Annotated in this window: 15 protein-coding genes; all 15 read left to right on the top strand. The window is 30.8% G+C overall.

Going from position 1 to position 21572, the window contains the following annotated elements:
* The first annotated feature begins 102 nt into the window (after positions 1-102).
* The 15 genes from FVE72_RS09010 to FVE72_RS08940 all read left to right on the top strand — a co-directional run bounded on the left by FVE72_RS09010 (position 103) and on the right by FVE72_RS08940 (position 21549).
* Complete coding sequence (locus FVE72_RS09010; RefSeq protein WP_026738091.1) at positions 103-996, top strand: hypothetical protein; 894 nt, start codon at positions 103-105, stop codon at positions 994-996.
* The gene (locus FVE72_RS09005; protein WP_026738090.1) at positions 993-2273 is read left to right on the top strand and encodes a hypothetical protein; all 1281 of its coding nucleotides are present in this window, start codon (positions 993-995) and stop codon (positions 2271-2273) included. Before FVE72_RS09010 ends, FVE72_RS09005 begins: the two co-directional genes overlap by 4 nt.
* A 5-nt stretch (positions 2274-2278) precedes the next feature.
* Positions 2279-3124, top strand: a complete 846-nt coding sequence (locus FVE72_RS09000) for a hypothetical protein (RefSeq protein WP_146966550.1) — start codon at positions 2279-2281, stop codon at positions 3122-3124.
* A 194-nt stretch (positions 3125-3318) separates the two neighbouring features.
* On the top strand, positions 3319-5523 hold the full coding sequence (locus tag FVE72_RS08995; RefSeq protein WP_146966547.1) for a hypothetical protein: 2205 nt from the start codon (positions 3319-3321) through the stop codon (positions 5521-5523).
* Positions 5523-6566, top strand: a complete 1044-nt coding sequence (locus FVE72_RS08990; RefSeq protein ID WP_026738087.1) for a hypothetical protein — start codon at positions 5523-5525, stop codon at positions 6564-6566. The genes FVE72_RS08995 and FVE72_RS08990 overlap by 1 nt, the downstream gene beginning before the upstream one ends.
* Before the next feature lie 85 nt (positions 6567-6651).
* Entirely contained in the window at positions 6652-9669 is a 3018-nt protein-coding gene (locus FVE72_RS08985) for a hypothetical protein (protein ID WP_026738086.1), read from the top strand.
* Positions 9670-9672: 3 nt separating this feature from the next.
* A complete protein-coding gene (locus FVE72_RS08980; RefSeq protein ID WP_006806363.1) occupies positions 9673-10503 on the top strand; it encodes a hypothetical protein in 831 nt (276 codons plus the stop codon).
* A gap of 8 nt (positions 10504-10511) precedes the next feature.
* Positions 10512-11336, top strand: coding sequence for a hypothetical protein (locus tag FVE72_RS08975; RefSeq protein ID WP_026738085.1), 825 nt, complete (start codon positions 10512-10514; stop codon positions 11334-11336).
* A gap of 130 nt (positions 11337-11466) precedes the next feature.
* Positions 11467-11997: a hypothetical protein gene (locus tag FVE72_RS08970; protein ID WP_026738084.1), complete on the top strand. Its 531-nt coding sequence runs from the start codon at positions 11467-11469 to the stop codon at positions 11995-11997.
* Between the two features lie 115 nt (positions 11998-12112).
* Entirely contained in the window at positions 12113-12772 is a 660-nt protein-coding gene (locus FVE72_RS08965) for an outer membrane beta-barrel protein (RefSeq protein ID WP_026738083.1), read from the top strand.
* Between the two features lie 21 nt (positions 12773-12793).
* Positions 12794-14536, top strand: coding sequence for a ShlB/FhaC/HecB family hemolysin secretion/activation protein (locus FVE72_RS08960; RefSeq protein ID WP_026738082.1), 1743 nt, complete (start codon positions 12794-12796; stop codon positions 14534-14536).
* An 11-nt stretch (positions 14537-14547) separates the two neighbouring features.
* Positions 14548-16416 (top strand): toxin-antitoxin system YwqK family antitoxin, encoded by a 1869-nt coding sequence (locus tag FVE72_RS08955; protein ID WP_026738081.1) that lies wholly within the window; start codon positions 14548-14550, stop codon positions 16414-16416.
* 260 nt (positions 16417-16676) lie between these two features.
* Positions 16677-18434, top strand: coding sequence for a DEAD/DEAH box helicase (locus FVE72_RS08950; protein ID WP_051411783.1), 1758 nt, complete (start codon positions 16677-16679; stop codon positions 18432-18434).
* Between the two features lie 110 nt (positions 18435-18544).
* Positions 18545-19189 (top strand): thiol peroxidase, encoded by a 645-nt coding sequence (tpx, locus tag FVE72_RS08945; protein WP_026738080.1) that lies wholly within the window; start codon positions 18545-18547, stop codon positions 19187-19189.
* Between the two features lie 143 nt (positions 19190-19332).
* The gene (locus FVE72_RS08940) at positions 19333-21549 is read left to right on the top strand and encodes a patatin-like phospholipase family protein (RefSeq protein ID WP_081724206.1); all 2217 of its coding nucleotides are present in this window, start codon (positions 19333-19335) and stop codon (positions 21547-21549) included.
* Positions 21550-21572 lie beyond the last annotated feature (23 nt).

Genomic DNA, 21572 nt, shown 5'->3' with positions numbered 1-21572 from the left:
GATTAAAGTATAACAAGAAGGTTAATAGACAGAGGCTTTATAGCAGGAAAAGGCAAGAAAATAGAACAGATAGCAAAAGAAATAGAATCAAGATACGGAGATATGACAAGAAAGGGAATCAAAGTAAGATTTTATGGAGCAGGAGATGTAGACACAACAAATCTTACAGAAGATCAGTTAAGAAAACTTGAAGCCAATGGAATAGCAACTACGGGAGACGGATATATATGGATAAATAAGGAAAAGATAAAAGACGGAAATACAATAGACTTTAATAAAGTAGTATCACATGAATTAACGCACCAGATATTAGGAAAGGATACAGAATATCAGGCAAGATATGTAGAAGGCACATACGGAGAACATCTACAGAGAATAAAAAATAATGGATACTTAAAAGACGGACAGATAATAGACTTAATGATGTCAAGCTTAACAGATGAAGACAGAGCGAGATTGAATAAGTATGTAGATGATGATATGGAATTTAAGGAATTAACGGGTGACGATAGAATTGATAGCAAAGTTTCTATAGATATGAATCGAGGGAAGGTAAGGACAGCAAAAGATCTTAATAAGTTGGGTAAATATGAAGAAGCATATAAGAAATTAGATAGAACTCAAGAAAAATTAGATAGATTGAAAAAGAAAATGACCTCAAATGGAAATGATTTGGATGGTAGAGTAAATCCTCATGATTTAGCTGAATACAATAAATTATCAAAAGAAAAAGGAGAAATTTTAAAAAAAATAGAGGATATAGGAAATGAAGAAAAAGAAGAACAAAAAGCTAGAAAGAGATCACCAAATAAATCAATCAGAAATCTATCAAAAGAAAGAGAGAATAAATTATTAAAAATAATAGCTAATAGTGATGATAAAAAATATGGTAATATTGATAAATATTATGATTTACCTATCAATGATAGACTAGTAGTATTGGAAAATCTTGGAAGACAATGGTATGCTTATGAAGGCGATTCAGAAAAAAAATGAGTAAACAAGAACTAAATGAAAGATTAAATAAATATATGAGTCATTCGGGACAGTTAGTATCAGATATAAACTTGAGAGGCATGAGACTTGATGTCGCAATAGAATTAGGACAATATCAAATTTATCCTGCTCCTAGTGGAGCAAAATATAGAACTATATTTGATTACAGAAATGAAATAGGAAAAGAAAAGGATATTCACTTTATTAGCACGGGCGAAACAAGAAAAATGGAGATAATGGACTATACAAGATTTAAGTCAGGACTTGAAGTAATGAAAGTAAGAGATAAGAGTACAGGATTAATATTTGTATTACCACAGGGAAGTACTCCTGATATTGGAACATGGGCAAAAGCAAAAGTAAAAAGTTTAGTAATAGATAAAAAATTTGAAATGGGAAATATTCCCGGAGATGATGATTGGTTTAATAACGGTTTTGGTCATTATCAATTTTCAATAGCTAATAATTTAAAGAGCTATGTTAAAACTTTAGAAGATTTTTATACTGTGAAAAATGAATTTACAAAAAAGGTGACATTAGGATTACCTGTAGATAAAATGATGAAAAATAGTGGATATAATCCGTCAATATACGGTATTAAAGCATCTACATTATTAAGTACTGATATGAAATATGTAAATGATTTAAAAAAAGGCATAAATAAATTGGAAAAATGGGAAAAGGAAACATATTTAAGTGGAGTACCGAATACACCTAAACAATATGTAGATCTTAGAGGATATTACGAAAAAGCAGTTGCCGATGAAAAAAATAGAATAAAAAAAATGGGTTATAGTGAAGAAGATGCTAAAAGAATGGCAGCAAGAAATATAGGTACATCTTCACACTCTTTGGGTGATGGAGCGGGGATATATGCAGGTTCATATACACCACATTCTCAAGTAATAGGAGTAGATCCGGCACCAAGACATGTGGGACCTTATACAAGTGGTATATTGATAGTAAATCCTAAAAATGGATTATTAAATAAAACAACAAAGAAAGATGGAGTAATAACAAGTGAGTTTAATCCTGCAGTTTTGCCTTTTGGAAAGAGAATGTTTTCAATACCGGGGTTGAAAAAGGCTAAAGATTCAGTAAATATGGATTCAGATAAGACAATAACAATTTCTACATATGAAGCTCCAGGGCAATTTTATATGAAAGAGAAAAAAGCTTATGATCCTCATAGGGCAAGTTCTATAGGAGAAGAAGCATGGTTTATGATAATAAATGCCCCGATAAAAGAAAAAAACTCTAAAAAGGATAAGAAGTGATAAAAATGAGAAAGATATTAATATTAATGTTGTCATTTTTGTTATTTCAGCAATGCGATGATATATTTACGATAATAGAGAGAAGAAAGAACGAAAAAGCAAGTAAAAGGATATTGGATAATACAATTGAGGAAATGAGGAAAGATTATAACTTGATATTAGATGAAAATAAATATGAAGTGAAAGCACTAGGAATAATGCCAGGAAGCGTATTTACAAGATTGTATTATTTCGGGATAAGAGAGAAAGAACCGGTAAAGTATAAGTCGAAATATTTTAAAGAATATGAAGGGTACTATGTTTTTAATGGAAGTATGTATGATGAGGAAAAATGGGGATTTAAGTTTTCACAAGATTTATTTGGTATTTTAAGTATTGGATTACGACCGTATGTACTGAATGAAGTTTTATATGATAAAACAAAAGGGAATAATTTTGAGGAAATAGAAAAAATATTTGATGAATCAGGGTACAAAATAAAAGCTAATTTTGGCGAATATTGGAGATGTGGGGTAATAGATGAAGATATAGGAGGGGCGGCAAATTTAAATTTTGTAAAAGATAAAAAATGTGAAGAAGAGTATTATGATGAAGAAAGACATGTAAATATAAGGATAGGGATAAAAAAATATATGGAAAAATTCAAAGAATATTTTAGTATAGAAAGAAACCTTGAGACAATAGACTGGGAAGAATATATGAAATTTAATAAAATATATCCATTACTTGAATTTGAAATAGAAGGTATAAGTGAAGAAGAACTGAAAAAATTGCGAAAGAAAATAAAACCCTATTTTAATGATAAGATATTGTATATAAAATTGATAGATACTGTCAAAATAGTAGATTAGAGAAAGTGATTTATATATAATAAATTTTGAAAAGTAAACAATGAAAGAATTATTTAAGGTATTATACTAAACTTATTATTTTTGAATATTAAAATAAAAGAAATAGAAAAAAGAATAAAACCATTCCCCGCATTTTCGAGCAACTACTTAGCGAATACTTGGGGATACTTGGAAAAGAAAGGACTTTAATTAGTATGAGCTTAGTAAGCGAGAAGCGGGGCATGAGGGTTTTAGGGAGATTTATCTCCCTAAGCATCATGCTTGTAATAACATTCAATTCAGCAGGAAAAATACAAAATCCTCTAAGTGCTTCAAGCAAAACAGTGACTCCAAGTATAAGCAGAGAAAAAGGAGAAACGACAGCAGAATACTATTCCAAGAATGAAGACATAACAAAAGGAACGACATACTATAATAACAATCCTGAAGTAAAAGTAGTGGGAGTAGATGTACAGACAAAAGGAATAGAAGGAACTGTGAAAAGTCTTGATGTAATAAGTGTACAGGACAAAGTAGACAGCAAAAACACAGGATACAATATAAGTTACGGAATAGGAATAGGAGACCACACTGTAGTAAGAGACGGAAAAGGAATGAACGCCAATGGAATATACACAGCAAACATAGGAGTAGGATATTCAAGAGGAGATGTAACACAAAGAACAACAAATGCAACAGGAAGTTTTACAGCAGAAAGTGGAGTTCTTAATGTAGACGGAAAGACAAGACAGGTAGGAAGTGTAATAGGAGGGAACTTTACACTGAATACAAAAGAATATGAACATGAAAACTTAGAAGACATAAACAAGAGCAGAACGATAGGATTTAATATAACGGTAACTCCCGGAGTAACGGAAGTATATAGAAACGGAAGACCTACAGGAGAATCAAAAGGAGGAGTAGCTTACGGGACAAGAATAAACTATGCAGAAAATGATTATGTAGCAAAAGTAAAAGCAACGATAGGAGAAAATGTAAGCCCTATAATAGACGGAAAGTTATCAGAATTAAAGGATGTAAACAGAGATGTAGATAATAGGATAGAAGTAATAAAAGACAAAGAGATAAGACCTATAAATGCAGATTTGGGAACAGAGTACTGGGCGACAGATTATGCGAGAGAAAAAGCAAGAGGTGATTTTGTAAAAGCGGGAAACAAGATAGACAGAGTAGCGGAGATATTAAATGCAGCGATAAAGAATGATAATAAGGATATATACTTATACTACAAAGACAGAATAGCAGCAGAAGAAGAAATAGCAAGAATGGAAAGAGAAGGAATAGACTTATCAATCATAGATAAAGAGCAGGCAAAGAAAATAATAGAAAGAGCAGCAGGAGGAGAAGTAGATGATGTACAGATAATAAGCTCAAAAGACCCTAACATAAAAGAAATAATAGGAGCGGAAGGGATAAGAGGAAGAGCTTATTACACAGGCAAAGGGAAAGTAGTAATAGTAGCGGATAATGTAGAAGACTATGCAAAAGCGATAGGAGTAATAGGAAAAGAAGGAAGACACTTTTATCATAGAGGAAACGGCATGGGAGATACAGAAGATTATTCTACATTTTATGGAAGACAACTGGAAAAATACTACAGAAAACACTTTGGAGATGCAGATGCAACCTTTGTAACAGAACAGTTAAAATATACAAAAGAGCAACTTGGTTATGATTGGGAGAATGATGCCTATTGGATAGAAAGTACGCATCCAGGGGGGCATGGTGCATTAATGATAGTAAATGAGAAATATCCAGATGGAAGAGTGTATAGTTGGTCAGCAATTGGACCTGATCATATGCATTATGGAATTGAATTTAAAGGAATTAAGAATAAATTGGGAATTCCTTATCCAAAATTCGAGAAAATAAATTATGGAGCATTATATATAACAAATGGTAAAAATTATTTATTAGGAAAATACGGAAGACATTCTGGTAAAATTCATAAGATAGAAGGAAGTAAAGAATATGATAATAAGATTGTAGATTTTTATGTTAAATTTATTGAAGGTAAAGAGAAAAAAGAAATAACAGAGTTTAATAGCAAAAGTAAAAATGAAGGTATAGGTAGTTATTATATATATAAGGGATCGGAAAGACCATACAGATTAGGTGCTTATAATTGTGTAACAGTGGGGTTAAGTTCGATTTATTATGCGAATGGTCTAAGTTTAGATGAATTTAGAAAAAATAGAAAAATTGGAGAAAAAGTAACGGAATTCCATACTTATTTTAATCCAAGGTCGGCAGTAAGAACACCAGTTTTAAAAGGAAAAACATATGTTATTGTTGAATATAAAGGTGATAATAAGAATGGTAAACATACTAAAGAAAGAGAAAATGAGATTGATAGGATAATGGATAAACTTAGAAAAGATTCGGGGGTTAAAAAATAATGAAAAGAGTAGTGATTTTTATGATGTTATCTCTGAGTCTAAGTTGCAGTAAACCTAAAATAGTATATAATGATTACAGCTTTATAGAAAAAATAGACAGAAAATTTTTTACTAAAGGAGAAACAGTGAGTCCTGAAAATAGATTGGAGTTATATATTATAGAAAGAGAAAACAGTAAATTAGTAAAAAAAACTTTAGTTAATAGAGAAAAAGAGGATAAAGATATAAAAGATAGGCATTCTTTTCTTTTAAACTATAATAATGATAAGTTGTATTTATTGTTTTATAAAAATGTAGATATAGGAGCAGAGTCCAGAAAAGCTAAAATATTCTATTATGATAAAGATTTTAATCTAAAACCTTTTAATGATTATGAATATGTATTTGATAATATAGATGAATATAAAAACATTAATAAAGGAGGCAAGAAAGTTAAAAATGTAGATACTATAAATTATGTAATAGAAAATAATGTTTATTACAATATCTCAAATGAGGGAGGTTTTAAAAACAATGAAAGAATAATAAAAGAAGAAAATTATATATTTGATTTTAATAAACAGAAGAAAGAATTATATTTATCACCAAATAGAGAAAAAGAAGAATCAATCTATATTTATAATTTTAAAAATGGAAAAATAAGAAAGAAAAAAATATCAGATGATGATTCAAAATGTTTTTTTAACTCCTGTTTGAAATTAGATGATGAAAATGTAATATATTCCAAAGGAAATTTATTAATAAAGAGAAACTTCAAAACTAAAAAAGAAAAAATTCTATATAAGGCACATAATGAGATAAAAGGAATAAAATCTTTAAATAAAGAAAATACTTTGATAACATTCGGAGTAAGTAATAATGCCTCAAATATATCTTTAATATTAGGATATATAAATAAATGGAAATGGGATCATGATGTAGTTTATGATTTGAAAGAAAATAAAATATATATGCTGGAAACAGGAAATGATAATTTAGTAGATAAAGAAGAACAGCTAAGATTAATAAGTGAAATAATAGATTATGGATTGGAAAAAGATTAGTCAGTTCAATAACTTCCCCGCATTTTCGAGCAACTACTTAGCGAATACTTGAGGGGACTTGAGAAAGGAAAGGACTTTAATTAGTATGAGCTTAGTAAGCGAGAAGCGGGGTAAGAGGGTTTTAGGGAGATTTATCTCCCTAAGCATCACGCTTTTAGTAACTGTAACCCCAAGTATAAGCAATCAAAAGTCGGAAAGTGAAGGAGTATACTATTCTAAAAATGAAGATATAACAAAAGGAAATAGTCATTACAATAATACGGGAAATGTAAAGACAGTAGGAGTAGCAGTAAGAACAGGAAGTATATCGGGAACAGTAAACGGACCGCATGAAACGATAAGTGTGCAGGACAGTGTGAACTCAAGCAGTAGAGGATATTCGGTAAGTTTGGGAATAGGAATAGGTCCGCATACAGAAAAAAGAAAGGCAGTAAACGGACCGTATATATCAAGTGCAACAGTGGGATATAACAAGGGAGATGTAAATCAAAAGATAACAAGAAATGTAGCGGAGTTTACAGCAGGAAGCGGTATGCTTGATGTAAAAGGGAAAATAGTACAGGTAGGTTCACTAATAGACGGTGGATTTACTTTGAATGGACAGGGATATGAGAAACAGGACTTACATGATATAGATAAGAGCAGAAAAGTAGGAGTAAATGTAACAGTATATCCTAATGTAACGTATACAAAAAGAGATGAAAAAGGGAATGCAATCTATATAGACGGAAGAAAAGAAAATGAACAGGGAGCAGTATACAAAGTAGGAGTAAACTATGCCGAAATGGATAAGGCAAGAGATGTATTGTCAACGGTAGGAAGCAATGTACAGATAAATCAGGACATAACAGGAGTGAACAGAGATACAAATAGACAAGCAGGAGAATTTGAAGGAAGAGAAATAAATCCTATAAATGTTGATTTGGGAACAGAATACTGGTTGACAAGAGCAGGCAGAGGAAAAGCAAAGGATATATTTGAAGATGCAGGAAGAAGTGTCGAGGGGATAAAAAGAATACTGACAACAAGAGATGCAGACGGTAACCTTCAAATATTAAAGAGTATAGAAGCAGAAACAGCAGTCCAGAAGATGATGAGAATAGGTTTCATAGAAACAAAAGGCAAGACACAACAGCAGGTAAAAAAAGAGTTGGAAGAAAGATTCGGTTCATTAACAAAAAAAGGAGTGAAAGTACATTTTTACGGAACAGAAGATATAGACACATCAAAAATGGATGATGATACATTAGCAAAGTTGGTATCTAACGGATTTGCGATAACAAAAGACGGTACAGTATGGATAAATAAAGAGTATGTAGATTCAGGAAAAGTAATAGACTTTAACAAAACAACACAACATGAAATAAGTCATTTGATATTTGGAGAAGATAGTGAATATCAGGCCCAATATTTGACAAGAGCATATGGAGAATTTTTAGAAGGAATAAGAGACAATGGATACTTAAAAGACGGACAGGGAATAATAGATTACAAGTTTTCAATGTTGACAGATGAAGACAGATTAAGACTGGATGGATATACCGACGAAGAGATGCAGTTTTTCTTACACGGATTTATGCAAGGAATAGGTTTAGGAAAGCAGTATGAAGATTTTAAAGGAAAAGTAAAAGGTGCTCTGATAAAGAAAGAAAATGAGTTAAGAAACATAGCAGCAAAGTCGTATTTGCCTAAATCAGTTAAAAATGGAGCAGCAGGAGCAGCCTCAATGGTTAGAAAAGTATCAAAAGGATTAACGGCAGTAAGTAAAGCAGATAAAAAATTTTATGACAGAGAAGGAAAAAATTTAGGGATAGGAGTAAAAAAAGGAAAAATATCTACTACCAATTTTGAGAAAAGCTTGAAATATGTAGGACAATCATTTTCAGTAGTGAAAAAAGAAAATAAAAATAAAGGAGCAGTAAATGCAATAAAAAAAGTAAATAAATTTGAAAAATATGATGATTTAGATGCATATGAAAAAGAGAGTATAATAGACAATATTTTACTCCAAGCTGAAGAAAATGAAAGAAAAGGAGGTATAAAATATTCGGAAAAATTATTTACTGAAAAAAGAATAGGTGACTTTATAAATAAACCTGAACAAAGAGCAACAAAAATAGAGTACCAGTATGAGGGAATGCTTTGGGATGATGCTGTAATGGCAGGAATAGATGCATATAGTGGAGGACCGCATATATATAATAAATATGTTGGAGAAAGTATACCGAATACTAATAATAAAGAACACTATAAAAGATTATGGGATACTGAAGTAGGAAAGATATATAAAGCACCTTCAGGCAGAGAGTTTTTAGTAATTGATACAAAATCAACTATTTCAGGAATGAATGCTATAACGGTAAAAGATGTAGTATCAGGAAGAAGTCAAATAGTATTTCAGGGAAGTGTACCGGGAATAGGAGAGCCATTAAAAAATCCGATAAGTTATGTGCAAGACTGGGGTAATAATTCAGTAAATGCAGAAGCAATACGGAGAAATAATATTAATATGAATTTTAAATTTATGGGTACTAGTGTAAATATAACACCTAGATCATTAATAATAAGACAGAATGATAACATAACTAATGCCTTTTATTTAAAACGTAGAAACAATTCAATATTTAAAGGAGATGAAATAGGAAGAAATCAGCAATATGAAGATGCATATAACTATACTAAAAAAATAATGAAAGATCCGAGAGTAATGGGGACATTGACAAAAACAAAAGGACATTCATTAGGAGGAGGACCATCTGAAGAAACAGGTTCACGTTTGGACTTGGAATCAATAGTAATAGATCCTGCACCTGTAAATAATCCGGGCAAATATATAGATGACGGAAGAACATTGGTGTTAATTCCAAATCATGGAAAAGCAATGTTAAATAAAAAAATAATAGATAATAAAGGAAGAGCTACTTATAAATTTGCACCTTTGGGACTACCTAATCTAGGAGTAGGGAGAGATGTAAGAGGGGTAGCAATATATGATAATATGGGAGCAGACGGAGATAACATTCATGAACCTAATTATGACGATATAAGAAAAAATGAAGCTGAAATGAAATCATTCTTTATGCCTGTAGGTCCGGTGAGATAATTTATGAAAAGAAAAACTTTAAATAAATTGTTAGTCATATTATTAATAGGATTAATAATTTGCGGATGCAACAAAGCAAAACGAAAAATAGAAGGAGAGAAAGAATTTTCTCAATTAGTGGAAACGATAAAAGAAAATTTTAAAGTTATACTGGATAAAGAAAAGTATATAGTAAGAGATTCTGAAACACCCCAAGGAAGAATAATTTCAAGACCGTTTTATGAAATAGCGGAGAAAAAACCTGTAAAATATAAATCAAAATATTTTATAAAGGAAGAAGGAGCTAAAGTAGTAATTACTCAACAGGGAGAAGAAAATTTTGTTTTGGAATACGTACCTTTTTTCAGTGATAAAGAGTCAAGAGTTTTTATAGATATAATGATTAAGTATGGCTTTAAACCTTATGTATTAAATGAATTGATATATGATAAAGCAAAAGGAAATGATTTTTCCGAGATAGAAAGGATATTAGGAAGATATGATGATAAAAAAATAGATGTTCTTATTATAGATGGTTGGTGGTGCTATCCTAATTATGAATCAGCTGGTATAATGTTTGTATTGGATGAGTGTATGATACATGATTATAAAAACGGAACAGCAAAGTTTTCTTATGAAAAGATATTAAAATATGGAAGCAGGTTAAAAGAATATTTCAGTAAAATGAGAAAGTTTGAAGAAATAAACTGGCATGAATTTATGAAATATAACAGTATTCATCCTGTTATATATATAAATATAAAAGATATATCAAAAGAAGAATTGGAAAAAGTACAAAATGAAATAAAAAAATATTATAACAGTGAAAATTTAACTTTTCTTTTAAGTAGGTGAGATAATTTATGAAAAGAAAAACTTTAAATAAATTGTTAGTTATATTATTAATAGGATTAATAATTTGCGGATGCAACAAAGCAAAACGAAAAATAGAAGGAGAGAAAGAATTTTCTCAATTAGTGGAAACGATAAAAGAAAATTTTAAAGTTATACTGGATAAAGAAAAGTATATAGTAAGAGATTCTGAAACACCCCAAGGAAGAATAATTTCAAGCCCATTTTATGAAATAGTGGAGAAAGAACCTGTAAAATATAAATCGAAATATTTTGTAAAAGAAGAAGGAGCTAAAGTAGTAATTACTCAACAGGGAGAAGAAAATTTTGTTTTGGAATACGTACCTTTTTTCAGTGATAAAGAATCAAGAGTTTTTATAGATATAATGATTAAGTATGGCTTTAAACCTTATGTATTAAATGAATTGATATATGATAAATCAAAAGGAAATGATTTTTCCGAGATAGAAAGGATATTAGGAAAATACGAGGATAAAAAAATAGAGGCATCTGTTGTAGACAGATGGCAATGCTATCCTAATTATGAATCAGCCAGCATAATGTTTGTATTGGATGAGTGTATGATACATGATTATAAAAACGGAACAGCAAAGTTTTCTTATGAAAAGATATTAAAATATGGAAGCGGGTTAAAAGAATATTTCAGTAAAATGAGAAAGTTTGAAGAAATAAACTGGTATGAATTTATGAAATATAACAGTATTCATCCTGTTATATATATAAATATAAAAGATATATCAAAAGAAGAATTGGAAAAAGTACGAAATGAAGTAAAAAAATATTATAACAGTGATGAAGTTACTATATCTTTATAACTCTGGTGATATAATTTATAAAAAAAGATTTAATTGCAAAAAATATAGAGAAGAAAATATAAAACCTTTTATCTTCTCTATAGCTTTGATTTTATAAAAAAATAAAATTAAAATAAAAAAAGGTGGAAATGTGAAAATATTTAGATTAATAATTTTATTGTTGATTTTAAGTATAATAGTATTATCTTGTAATAATAAAAAAGAAGAAACAATAAAAAAAGAAGAAATAACGGAAAATACCTATCAAACAAAAAGATACGGTAGTTTTCTTGTGGGATTTGTAGATATGCCTAACGATTGGTTTGAGTTTGAGGATCCTGATGCAATGGAAAATGCTGTACAATTAGCAGTAACACCTTATGATATTATAACATTAAACATTTATTCTGTTAATAATCAAAGAACTGCTGAAGAATGGAGAAAAATATTATATAAAAAATATATTAATCAGGGAATTTCAAATGACAATATCACACAAAAAGATGTAAAAATTAACGGTTATAATGCAAAACAGATAGCTATAAAAATACCTGACGGAAGAGAATTAACTATGAATTTGATTGATTATGAAGGAAAAGTATATTATATTGCCTTAGAAGGAATGCCTGACAAAAAAAGTGAACTGGAAAAAGTTGTAAATACTTGGAAACCTAATGAATAATAGTTTTTCACAACATTTAAAAAAAAAAGAAAAATACCCTCTTTACAAAAGAAAATAATTAAGGTAAAATAAAGAAAAATTTTCAAAATAAAATCTTTAAAAGGAGAGAAAAGTTATGAAAAAACATATATTGACAGTATTAGGACTTTTGGCTTTAAGTACTGCTTCCTTTGCTGAAAATAATATAATTGAATTTAAAGCAGGACTTTCTCCTGTCTCAAAATTTGATGTAACTCCTTCAAAGAAAACAAAGTTTTCTTATGAATTAGGAGCTGAATACAGATACCTTGTAACTAATAACACTGAAATAGGAGTAGGACTTTCTTACCAGAATCATGGTAAATTGAAAAAATTTACAGATGTGGAAGATAATAACCTTAAAGTAGAAGTGTCGGACACTAAACTTTACGATTCGGTACCTTTGTATTTAACTGCAAAATATAATTTCAGAAACGATTCGGATATAGTTCCTTATGTAAAAGCCGACTTAGGTTATTCATTTAATATAAACGGTAAAAACAGCAGTCAATACAAAACATACAGTAAAGCTACAGGAGCTGTATTGGATGAAGGTAAATTAAAAGACTTTAAAGCTGAAAACGGAGTGTATTATTCTGTAGGAGCAGGAGTAGTATATAAAGGATTTACAACAGGACTTTCTTATCAGGTAAATACTGCTAAAATAGAAGGAACAAGATATGACGGATTAAAAGATAAAGGAAGTGCAAATTTCAGAAGATTTACATTAAGTTTCGGATATCAGTTCGGACTTTAATATAATATAGGAGAATAAAGAATGAAGAGAATATTGCTTGTACTTAGCTTAATACTGACAGTAAACAGTATTTCATATTCCGAAGGAAAAATACTTAAAAACGAACTCCCTAAGAACCAAAGGGAGTTTTTTGAAGGCGGAAGACTGATAGATTTACAGGAAGAAATAAAAGAACCTGATGCAAATGTGGATACAGAAGGGTTACCGAAGTTTCATGTAAAGAAAATAACATTAAAAAGACCTACATCTTCAATAAAACCGTTGGCAAATCCTAAAAAGATAGATAAAATAATAAACGAATATAAAGATACTGATATAAATATATTCGATTTAAGAGCACTTGTAAAAAAATTAAATGATGAGTATATGAAAAAAGGATATATAACAACAAGAGTTTATCTTGAACCTGATCAGAATATACAGTCATCAGGAGAAGTAAAACTTGTAGTATTGGAAGGGAAGATAGAAGAAGTAGTTCTTGACAAGGATACCGCCAAAGATAAAAGAAAGATATTTTTTGCCTTTACCAATGAAAACGGAAAAGTACTAAATATATCCCATATAGATAACGGAATAGACAACCTGAACAGAGTGGAATCAAACAATTCAAAAATAAATATAGTACCAGGAACAAAACAGGGATACTCAAAAATAATAATAGAATCCCAAAAAGAAAAACCATTCAGATTCATATTAAACTATGAAGATACACAAACAGAAAAACAAAGATATAAAGCAACAATAGAATATGATAATCTGTTCGGAATAAATGACAATATATATTTGTCCTATAGAGGGGATATGGGAAAACTTGCAAAAAGAAGAGACCATACGGACGATTATTCCCAAAGTTATTCATTCGGATATTCGTTTCCGTTTAAGAGCTGGAGTTTCGGTCTGTCATACAACAGTACCAAAGATAAAAGTTTAATATTGGGAAATACGACAGAATATACATCCATATCCAAAAGCAGACAGTACAGTTTAAATACATCAAAACTGCTGTATAGAGATGCAAATATGAAACTTAACCTGACAATGGGTCTTGATGTAAAAAGAGAAAGAACATATTTAGCAGAACGAAGACTTGAAACGCAGGACAGAAATATAACAGCGGGAAGTATAGGAATAAACGGAATGTTTAAACCGTTTAAAGGGATAGCATCATATTCATTATCGTATTCCAAAGGATTGAAAGGATTCAGAGCAAATGAAGATAATTCATTTAATGCAGGAACATTGCCGACAGAAAATATAGAACCTTCAGATAACAGATATCAGTTTGGGAAAGTAAATCTTAATTTGAGTTACTATAAACCTTTTTACTTTAAGAATCAGGGGATAACTTTAAGAGCATCATTTAATGGACAATATTCCAAAGATGCATTATTTTCAACAGAAAAATACAGTATAGGAGGATTTGATACTGTAAAAGGCTTTCCTGTGAGTGTGTCTGGAGATATGGGATACAGTACAAAACTTGAGTTAAGCTACATACTTCCAAGCAGTGAAAGTAAATTAGGTCAGTTTATGTATAAAATAAGGCCGTATATGGAAGCAGATTTGGGAAAAGTAAGAAACAACTATAACGAATACGGAGATAAAAAAGGAAGAATAGGAACATTGTCAAGCTATTCATTGGGATTAAGATATTACGGAGAAAAAGTAACGCTTGATGCAGGGATAGCCAAAACAGATAAAGGAAGAAGTCTTACAAAAGCAGAATCCCATAGGGGTTATGTAACAGTATCGACAACATTCTAAAAGGAGAAGAGATGAAAAAGATATTAATGTTTTTAACATTGTTAATACTGGCAATAAGTTGCGGAACAAAACAGGATGAAGATGTAAACAAGACAAAACCGCAGGGAGTGGAAGTAGAAGATTTGCAGGTAATAGATGAAAAATTGTATGAGTACGGGGAAGAAAAGCCTTACAGCGGAAAAGTAATAACAAGAGATGAAGATGATAAGATAGTAATGATAGAAACATCAAAAGACGGAAGTATAGAAGGAGAAGTGAAAACTTACTATGAAACAGGAAAGCTAAAAGAAGTATACAATGTAAAAGATGACAAAATAGAAGGAAAATATAACTGGTACGGAAAAGACGGAAGTATAGAAATAAATGCAACATACAAAAATAACGAAAGAGAAACAGAAACAGCAATATCAACTAAAGATAAAAAACCTTATACAGGAACATATACAGAAACATATGCAAACGGGAATGTAAGTCAGGTAATAAAATTCAACGAAGGAAAAAGAGACGGAGAAACAATATATTACTATGATAACGGAAAGATAAAAGAAAGAATACCTTACACACAGGGATTAAGAGAAGGGAACTATTTCTATTACAACAAAGTAGGAGAAGTCATAGGAAAAGGAGCCTTTGTAAATGATAAAAGAGAAGGACAATGGCTTGTATATGATGAAGAAGATAAAACATTAATAGAAAAGATATATTCAAATAACCTTGAAGAAGGACCTTACAAAGTATATTTTGAAGACGGCAAAGTAAGAGCTGAAGGAACGTATAAAGGCGGAAAACTTGACGGCATGTATAAAGCATATTATCTTAACGGAAATGTAGAAACAGAAGTAAATTATGTGGACGGAAAAAGAGAAGGAGCATATAAGATAAATTATGAAAACGGTAAGGTAAGAGAGAGCGGAAACTATAAGAATGATAAACTTGTAGGAGATATAGCAGTAGTATACGATACAGGAGTAAAACTTGCAGACCTTCATTATACACAGGATGGAAAAAAGACAGGAAAATGGGTATATTTGTATCCTTCAGGAAAAGTACAGCAGGAATTTACTTATGAGAATGACAAGCCTGTAGGCAACTACAAGAAATATTATGAAAGCGGCAAAGTAAGTGAAGAAGGCAATTACAAAAACGGATTACTTGAAGGAGAAGTAAAACTGTATTATGAGAATGGACAGTTGGCATCCAAAGTAAACTTTAAAAGAAACTCTAAAGAGGGAGAAGCCCGTTCATATTATGAAAATGGAAAAGAAAAAGAAAAGGGGACATTTAAGCATAATAAATACGAAGGTAAAGTAAATGTATATTATGATGACGGACAGGTAGCAGTAGATCAGACATTTAAAAATGGAAAACTTGATGGAAGTTACAAGGAATATTATAAGGGGAATAAACCGAAAGTAACAGCAACGTATGTAAATGGAAAGGAAGAAGGGGAGTATACTGTATATTATGAGAGTGGACAAAAGCAGGTAGTATCGAAGTTTAAGGAGGGCTTACCTGAAGGAGAATGGGTATATTATTATCAAAACGGAAAAGAAAGTAAGAAGATGAACTTTGTTAAGGGATTAAAAGACGGAAAACAGAGTGAATATTATGAAAGCGGAAATAAAAAACTTGAGTCTGAATTTAAGAACGGAAAAGAGTCAGGAACATGGACGGTGTATTTTGATAATGGAAAAATATCGACGACATTCTCGTATCTGGACGGACAGTTAAACGGGCCTGTAGTGATAAATGACGATAAGGGAGTGAAGATAGTAGAGGGGAATTATAAAGGGGGAAAAGAAGACGGCAAGTGGATATTCTATGATGAAAGCGGAAAAGTGAAAAAAGAAGAGGTATATGTTTTAGGGAAAAAACAGTAAGGGGGAAAATAATTTTTTTATGAAATACTTAAAAATCGACAGATTTCAAATATTATAAAAATATTTCGTCTGTCGATTTTTATTATCCGAAATATAAAAAATTTCCAAGCATAAAAGAGAAAAATATGATATAATAATTTGTATCAATTTTATTAAAAATAAAATAATGTGACTGAAAAACATATTAACAGAGATATTTGGTAAAATATAGGATATTAAATAATCAGAATAGAGAAATAGAAAGAAGGTAAAAAAGTAAAATGCAAAGATTTGAAGATTACGGATTAAGTCAGGAAGTACTTAATGCGTTGGAAAAAAAAGGTTTTGAAGAACCGAGTGATATACAGAAACTGGTGATACCGGAATTATTAAAAGAAAGAACACACTTAATAGGTCAGGCACAAACAGGAACAGGAAAAACAGCGGCTTTCGGTATACCGATACTGGAAACGCTCGAAGCAGATAAAACTGTAAAAGCTTTGATATTGGCACCTACGAGAGAGCTTGCAAATCAGGTAGCTGATGAAATATACTCGCTGAAAGGGAAAAAAGATATAAAAGTTTTGGCAGTATACGGAGGAGCATCAATAGAAAATCAGATTAAAAAACTTAAATCCGGAGTGGATATCGTTGTAGGAACTCCGGGAAGAGTTATGGATTTGATGAGAAAAAAAGTATTGAAAGTCAACAATCTTGATTATTTCGTATTAGATGAAGCTGATGAGATGCTTAATATGGGATTTATTGAAGATATAGAGTTAATCCTTGAAGAAACTAACGATGAGAAAAAAATGCTATTCTTTTCCGCAACTATTCCGAAAACGATAATGAGTATAGCTAAAAAATTTATGAACGATTACAAACTTCTGAAAGTTAAAAAAGAAGAATTGACAACGGATCTGACTGAACAGATTTACTATGAAGTAAAACAGGAAGATAAATTTGAAGCTTTGTGCAGAGTTTTGGATTACACTCAGAATTTTTACGGAATAGTTTTCTGTCGTACAAAGTCCGAAGTGGATGAAGTTACGAATAAATTAAAAGCAAGAAATTATGATGCTGAGTGTATTCACGGAGATATTACACAAGGGTTAAGACAGAAAGCACTTGATTTATTCAAGAAAAAAATATTGACTATACTTGTTGCCACAGACGTTGCGGCGAGAGGAATAGATGTAAGCAATCTGACTCATGTTATAAACTATTCCATACCTCAGGAAGCTGAATCTTACGTTCACAGAATAGGAAGAACAGGAAGAGCGGGACATAAAGGGATAGCAATAACTTTTGTTACACCGAGGGAAGCGAGAACTCTTTCTCAAATAAAAAGAGTTACGAAAACCGACATAAAAAGAGAAACTATACCTAATGTAGAAGAAATATTAAATGCTAAAAAAGAAGCCTTGATTGCGTATATAGACGAAATCATAAAAGAAGAAGATTACACAAGTTATGAAGAACTTGCAGATAAATTAATCGAAGGAAGAGATCCTAAACAGGTATTGTCTTCTCTTTTAAGACATTTTTATGAAGATGAGTTTTTACCTGAAAATTACAGTGAAATAGAAGATGTCAAAGTAAAAATAGACGATAAAACAAGATTGTTTATAGCACTTGGAAGTAAAGACGGTTACAATCCGGGAAGACTTCTTGACTTATTGAATAAAAAAGCGAAAACACCGGGAAGAAAAGTAAAAGATATAAAAATTATGGACAAATACTCGTTTATAACAGTTCCTTTACAGGAAGCCGAGTATATAATGAGAGCTTTAAATTCCAAAAAAGATTCTAAACCTCTAGTAGAAAAAGCGACAGGAGGACAATCAGGCGGAGGTTCTTCTGAAGGAAAAAGAACAAGAGGAAGAAAATCCGAAGGAGAATCCAAAAGAAGGAGAAAATCTGACGATAAAACATCGAAGAAAGCAAAAAAATCAGGAGATAAAAAAGTAAGCTCGAAAACAAAAGAAAAAAGTAAAAAAACGGAAAAAGCTTCTGCAAAGAAGAAAAAAAGTAAATAGTTTTAAAATACAATTATGAAGAAAAACCTCAATACAATTTTTAAATAAAATTTATTGAGCTTTTCTTTTATAAAAGGAAAAATAATAAATAAGAAAAGAGGAAAATAAGTATGAAAAGAATTTTAACAGTAATATTGGCGGGAATAGTAATCATCTCATGCGGAAAGACGAAGCAGAATGAGCAGAAAATGTCGGGAACAAATGAGCAGTATACTCAGTATCTTGATACGCTGAAATCGGAGAATGAACTGAAAATAACAATGGGCGGAAAACCGATTACTATTGTGGGAAAAGAAACAAAAACAGGAGATAAATTAAAAGAGATTCCTTTGGTTATAAGTCCTAAACTTGAAGAAAAAAATATACTTGAAGACAAAGCTGTTAAAGTTATATATACAGCACCTTCTCTTGATACAAAAGTTTGTTCTATACAGACAAAAATGCTTAATACTGCTGCAGAAAAATTTCTTGAGGTGAAATTTTATTCAGTAACAGTAGATACACCTTTTGCACAGGAAAGATTCTGTTCAAGTAACGGAATAAACAGTTTAAAACCGGTTTCCGATTATAAATATCATCAGTTCGGTATTCAAAACGGTTTTTTAATTAAAGAAGCAGGCTTATTAACAAGGGCTTTAATGATAGTAGATGAAGACAACACAGTTAAATATATAGAATATGTAAAAGAAGAAGGCGATGAAGCTGACGTTCAGAAAGCTATGAAATTTTTAGAAGAAAAAGTTATTAAGAAATAATATTTTGTTGATAAATTGTGGAAATTATAAAATTCAAAATAAAATGTATTTTATTATCTTCAAATGGAAAAGTCATACTTTGAAAATTTTAATTCTTTTGAAAAATACAAAAATATATAATATTTTACAGAGGTACGGTAAATATGAAAAAAATAATATATGTAATTTTTATATTCACTTTATTAGGAAATTTAGTATTTTCAGAAAATGAAAATGAAGTCCCGAAAGAAAATCAAAAAGTAAAAATTGAAAATACCGAAGAAAACAAGGAAGATAAGCATATAGGTCTGGTTCTCAGTGGAGGAACTGCCAAAGGATTGGCTCATATAGGAGTATTAAAGGTTTTGGAAGAAGAAAAAGTACCTGTGGAATACGTTACAGGGACAAGTATGGGAAGTATTATAGGAGGATTATACAGTGTAGGCTATACTCCTGACGAAATTGAAAAAATTGCAACAGAAATGGACTGGCTTTCTCTTTTTGATGATAAAATAGAAAGAAAAGAAAAAGGTCTATCCAGAAATTTAATAGAAGACAGAAATACCGTAGCACTTCCCACAGAAAACTTTATCCCTAAAATTCCTTCAGGAGCAGTGGGAGGAAAAAGTGCGAGTGAAAAACTTAATGAACTTTTTTACGGTACTGAAGGAATAGAAAATTTTAAAAAATTTCCGAAAAAATTTGCTCTTGTTGCGACGGATCTGAATACAGGCGAAGGGGTAATGATAGATAAAGGTTCTATCGCAACAGCGATAAGATCAAGTTTGTCTTTGCCGTCAGTCTTTAATCCTGTAGAATCGGGAGAAAGACTGTATATAGACGGAGGAGTAGTGAGAAATCTTCCTGTTCAGGATGTAAAAGTTTTGGGAGCCGATTATACAATAGGGGTAAATGTAGGAGAGGGATTTTCCAAAAGAAATCCCGAAAAACTGAATATAGTAGATGTAATATCTGATTCTATGACTATTGCAGGACGTCAGGAAGTCGAAAGACAAATAAGAATGCTTGATTTGTATATGGCACCGAACCTCGAAAAAATAGGTTCTTATGATTTTCAAAAAGTGAAAGATATAATTGCCGCAGGGGAAAAAGTAGCCAGGGAAAATATAGAAAGTATAAGAAAACTGAGTGATCCTGTTAAATTTGCCGAACTGGAAGAAAAAAGAAAAGAATTCAGAAAAAGCTGGAAAGAAGAGTATTATATAAAAAATATCGAAATCAAAGGAAATAAAAAATATAAAAGTGATTATTTTGACAGATATATACCTAAAAATTTAGGTAAAATGAACCGAAAAGATATGGAAAAAATAGTTAACGATTTATATAAAAACGGAAATTTTTCCACAGTTTATTTTGAGATAAAAAATAGCGATACATTAGTAATAAATGTTCAGGAAAAAGCCGGAAATTATTTGACTTTATCGGGAAATGTGAATAACGAAGACTTGGCAACTTCAAATATAGGAGTTCAGGGAAATCGGACAATAAACAATATAGATACAAGATACATGTTGAGAGCTACTATTGCCAATGAACATGGTGTTAACGGAGTAGGAATAATGTCTATGGGAAAAGATAACAGAATTTTGCTCATAGGAACATTTGATTTTAAGAAGGATATTATAAAAAATCAATATTATAATGGAAATAAATACAGCTTTAATAACAGAAGAATTAAAACGAATCTTGGAATAGGTGTGGAATTAAGCAGAAGTACTCTTTTGATTTTGAGTGGAGGATATCAGACTTCTCATGTCAATGGAAATTCTGATGAAAAATCAGACCAAAAAATAAGATTTCCGTATTTTGAAGTATCCGTTACTCAGGATAACAGAGATTCTATAATGTTTCCTACTAAAGGAACTTATTTTAAAGCCGAATATACGACTTCAAATTCAAAAAATGCGGATTTTAATGCTCTGTATGTTAAAGGAGAAGTAAATATTCCTTTTGGGAAAAATTTTACATTGACACCGAGTGCAGTATATGTAACAAGTCGGGGAGATAAAGTTCCTGAAACATACAAGCCTAAAGCGGGCGGATTTCAGGAAGACGTGTATTCTCTTGAATTTGCAGGACTTCCTACTGATAAGATGAGAGCAAACAGTATATTTATAGGGAAATTAAATTTTCAGTATCAAATTTCAAGATTCTTTTTTGCAGGAGTCAATGCTTCTGTTGCTTCTTTCTCAGATAAAAGTTTCAGTTTCGGAAAAGAAAGAAAAGAAAGTTACGGTTTAGGTTTCGGAGTGAGAACTCCTTTAGGACCGGGATATATAGGGGTAGCTAAGACACCCGGAGAAGGAGTAAAATACTTTTTAAATTTCGGATATGAGCCGAAAGCATTTAATGAAAATTGATTTTAAATAAACGGGGAGATATA

It is taken from the genome of Pseudoleptotrichia goodfellowii (assembly GCF_007990505.1).
In the GTDB taxonomy this organism is placed as follows: domain Bacteria; phylum Fusobacteriota; class Fusobacteriia; order Fusobacteriales; family Leptotrichiaceae; genus Pseudoleptotrichia; species Pseudoleptotrichia goodfellowii.
Note: the sequence above shows the minus strand (reverse complement) of the source record. Positions and strands in the feature narration are given on the sequence as shown.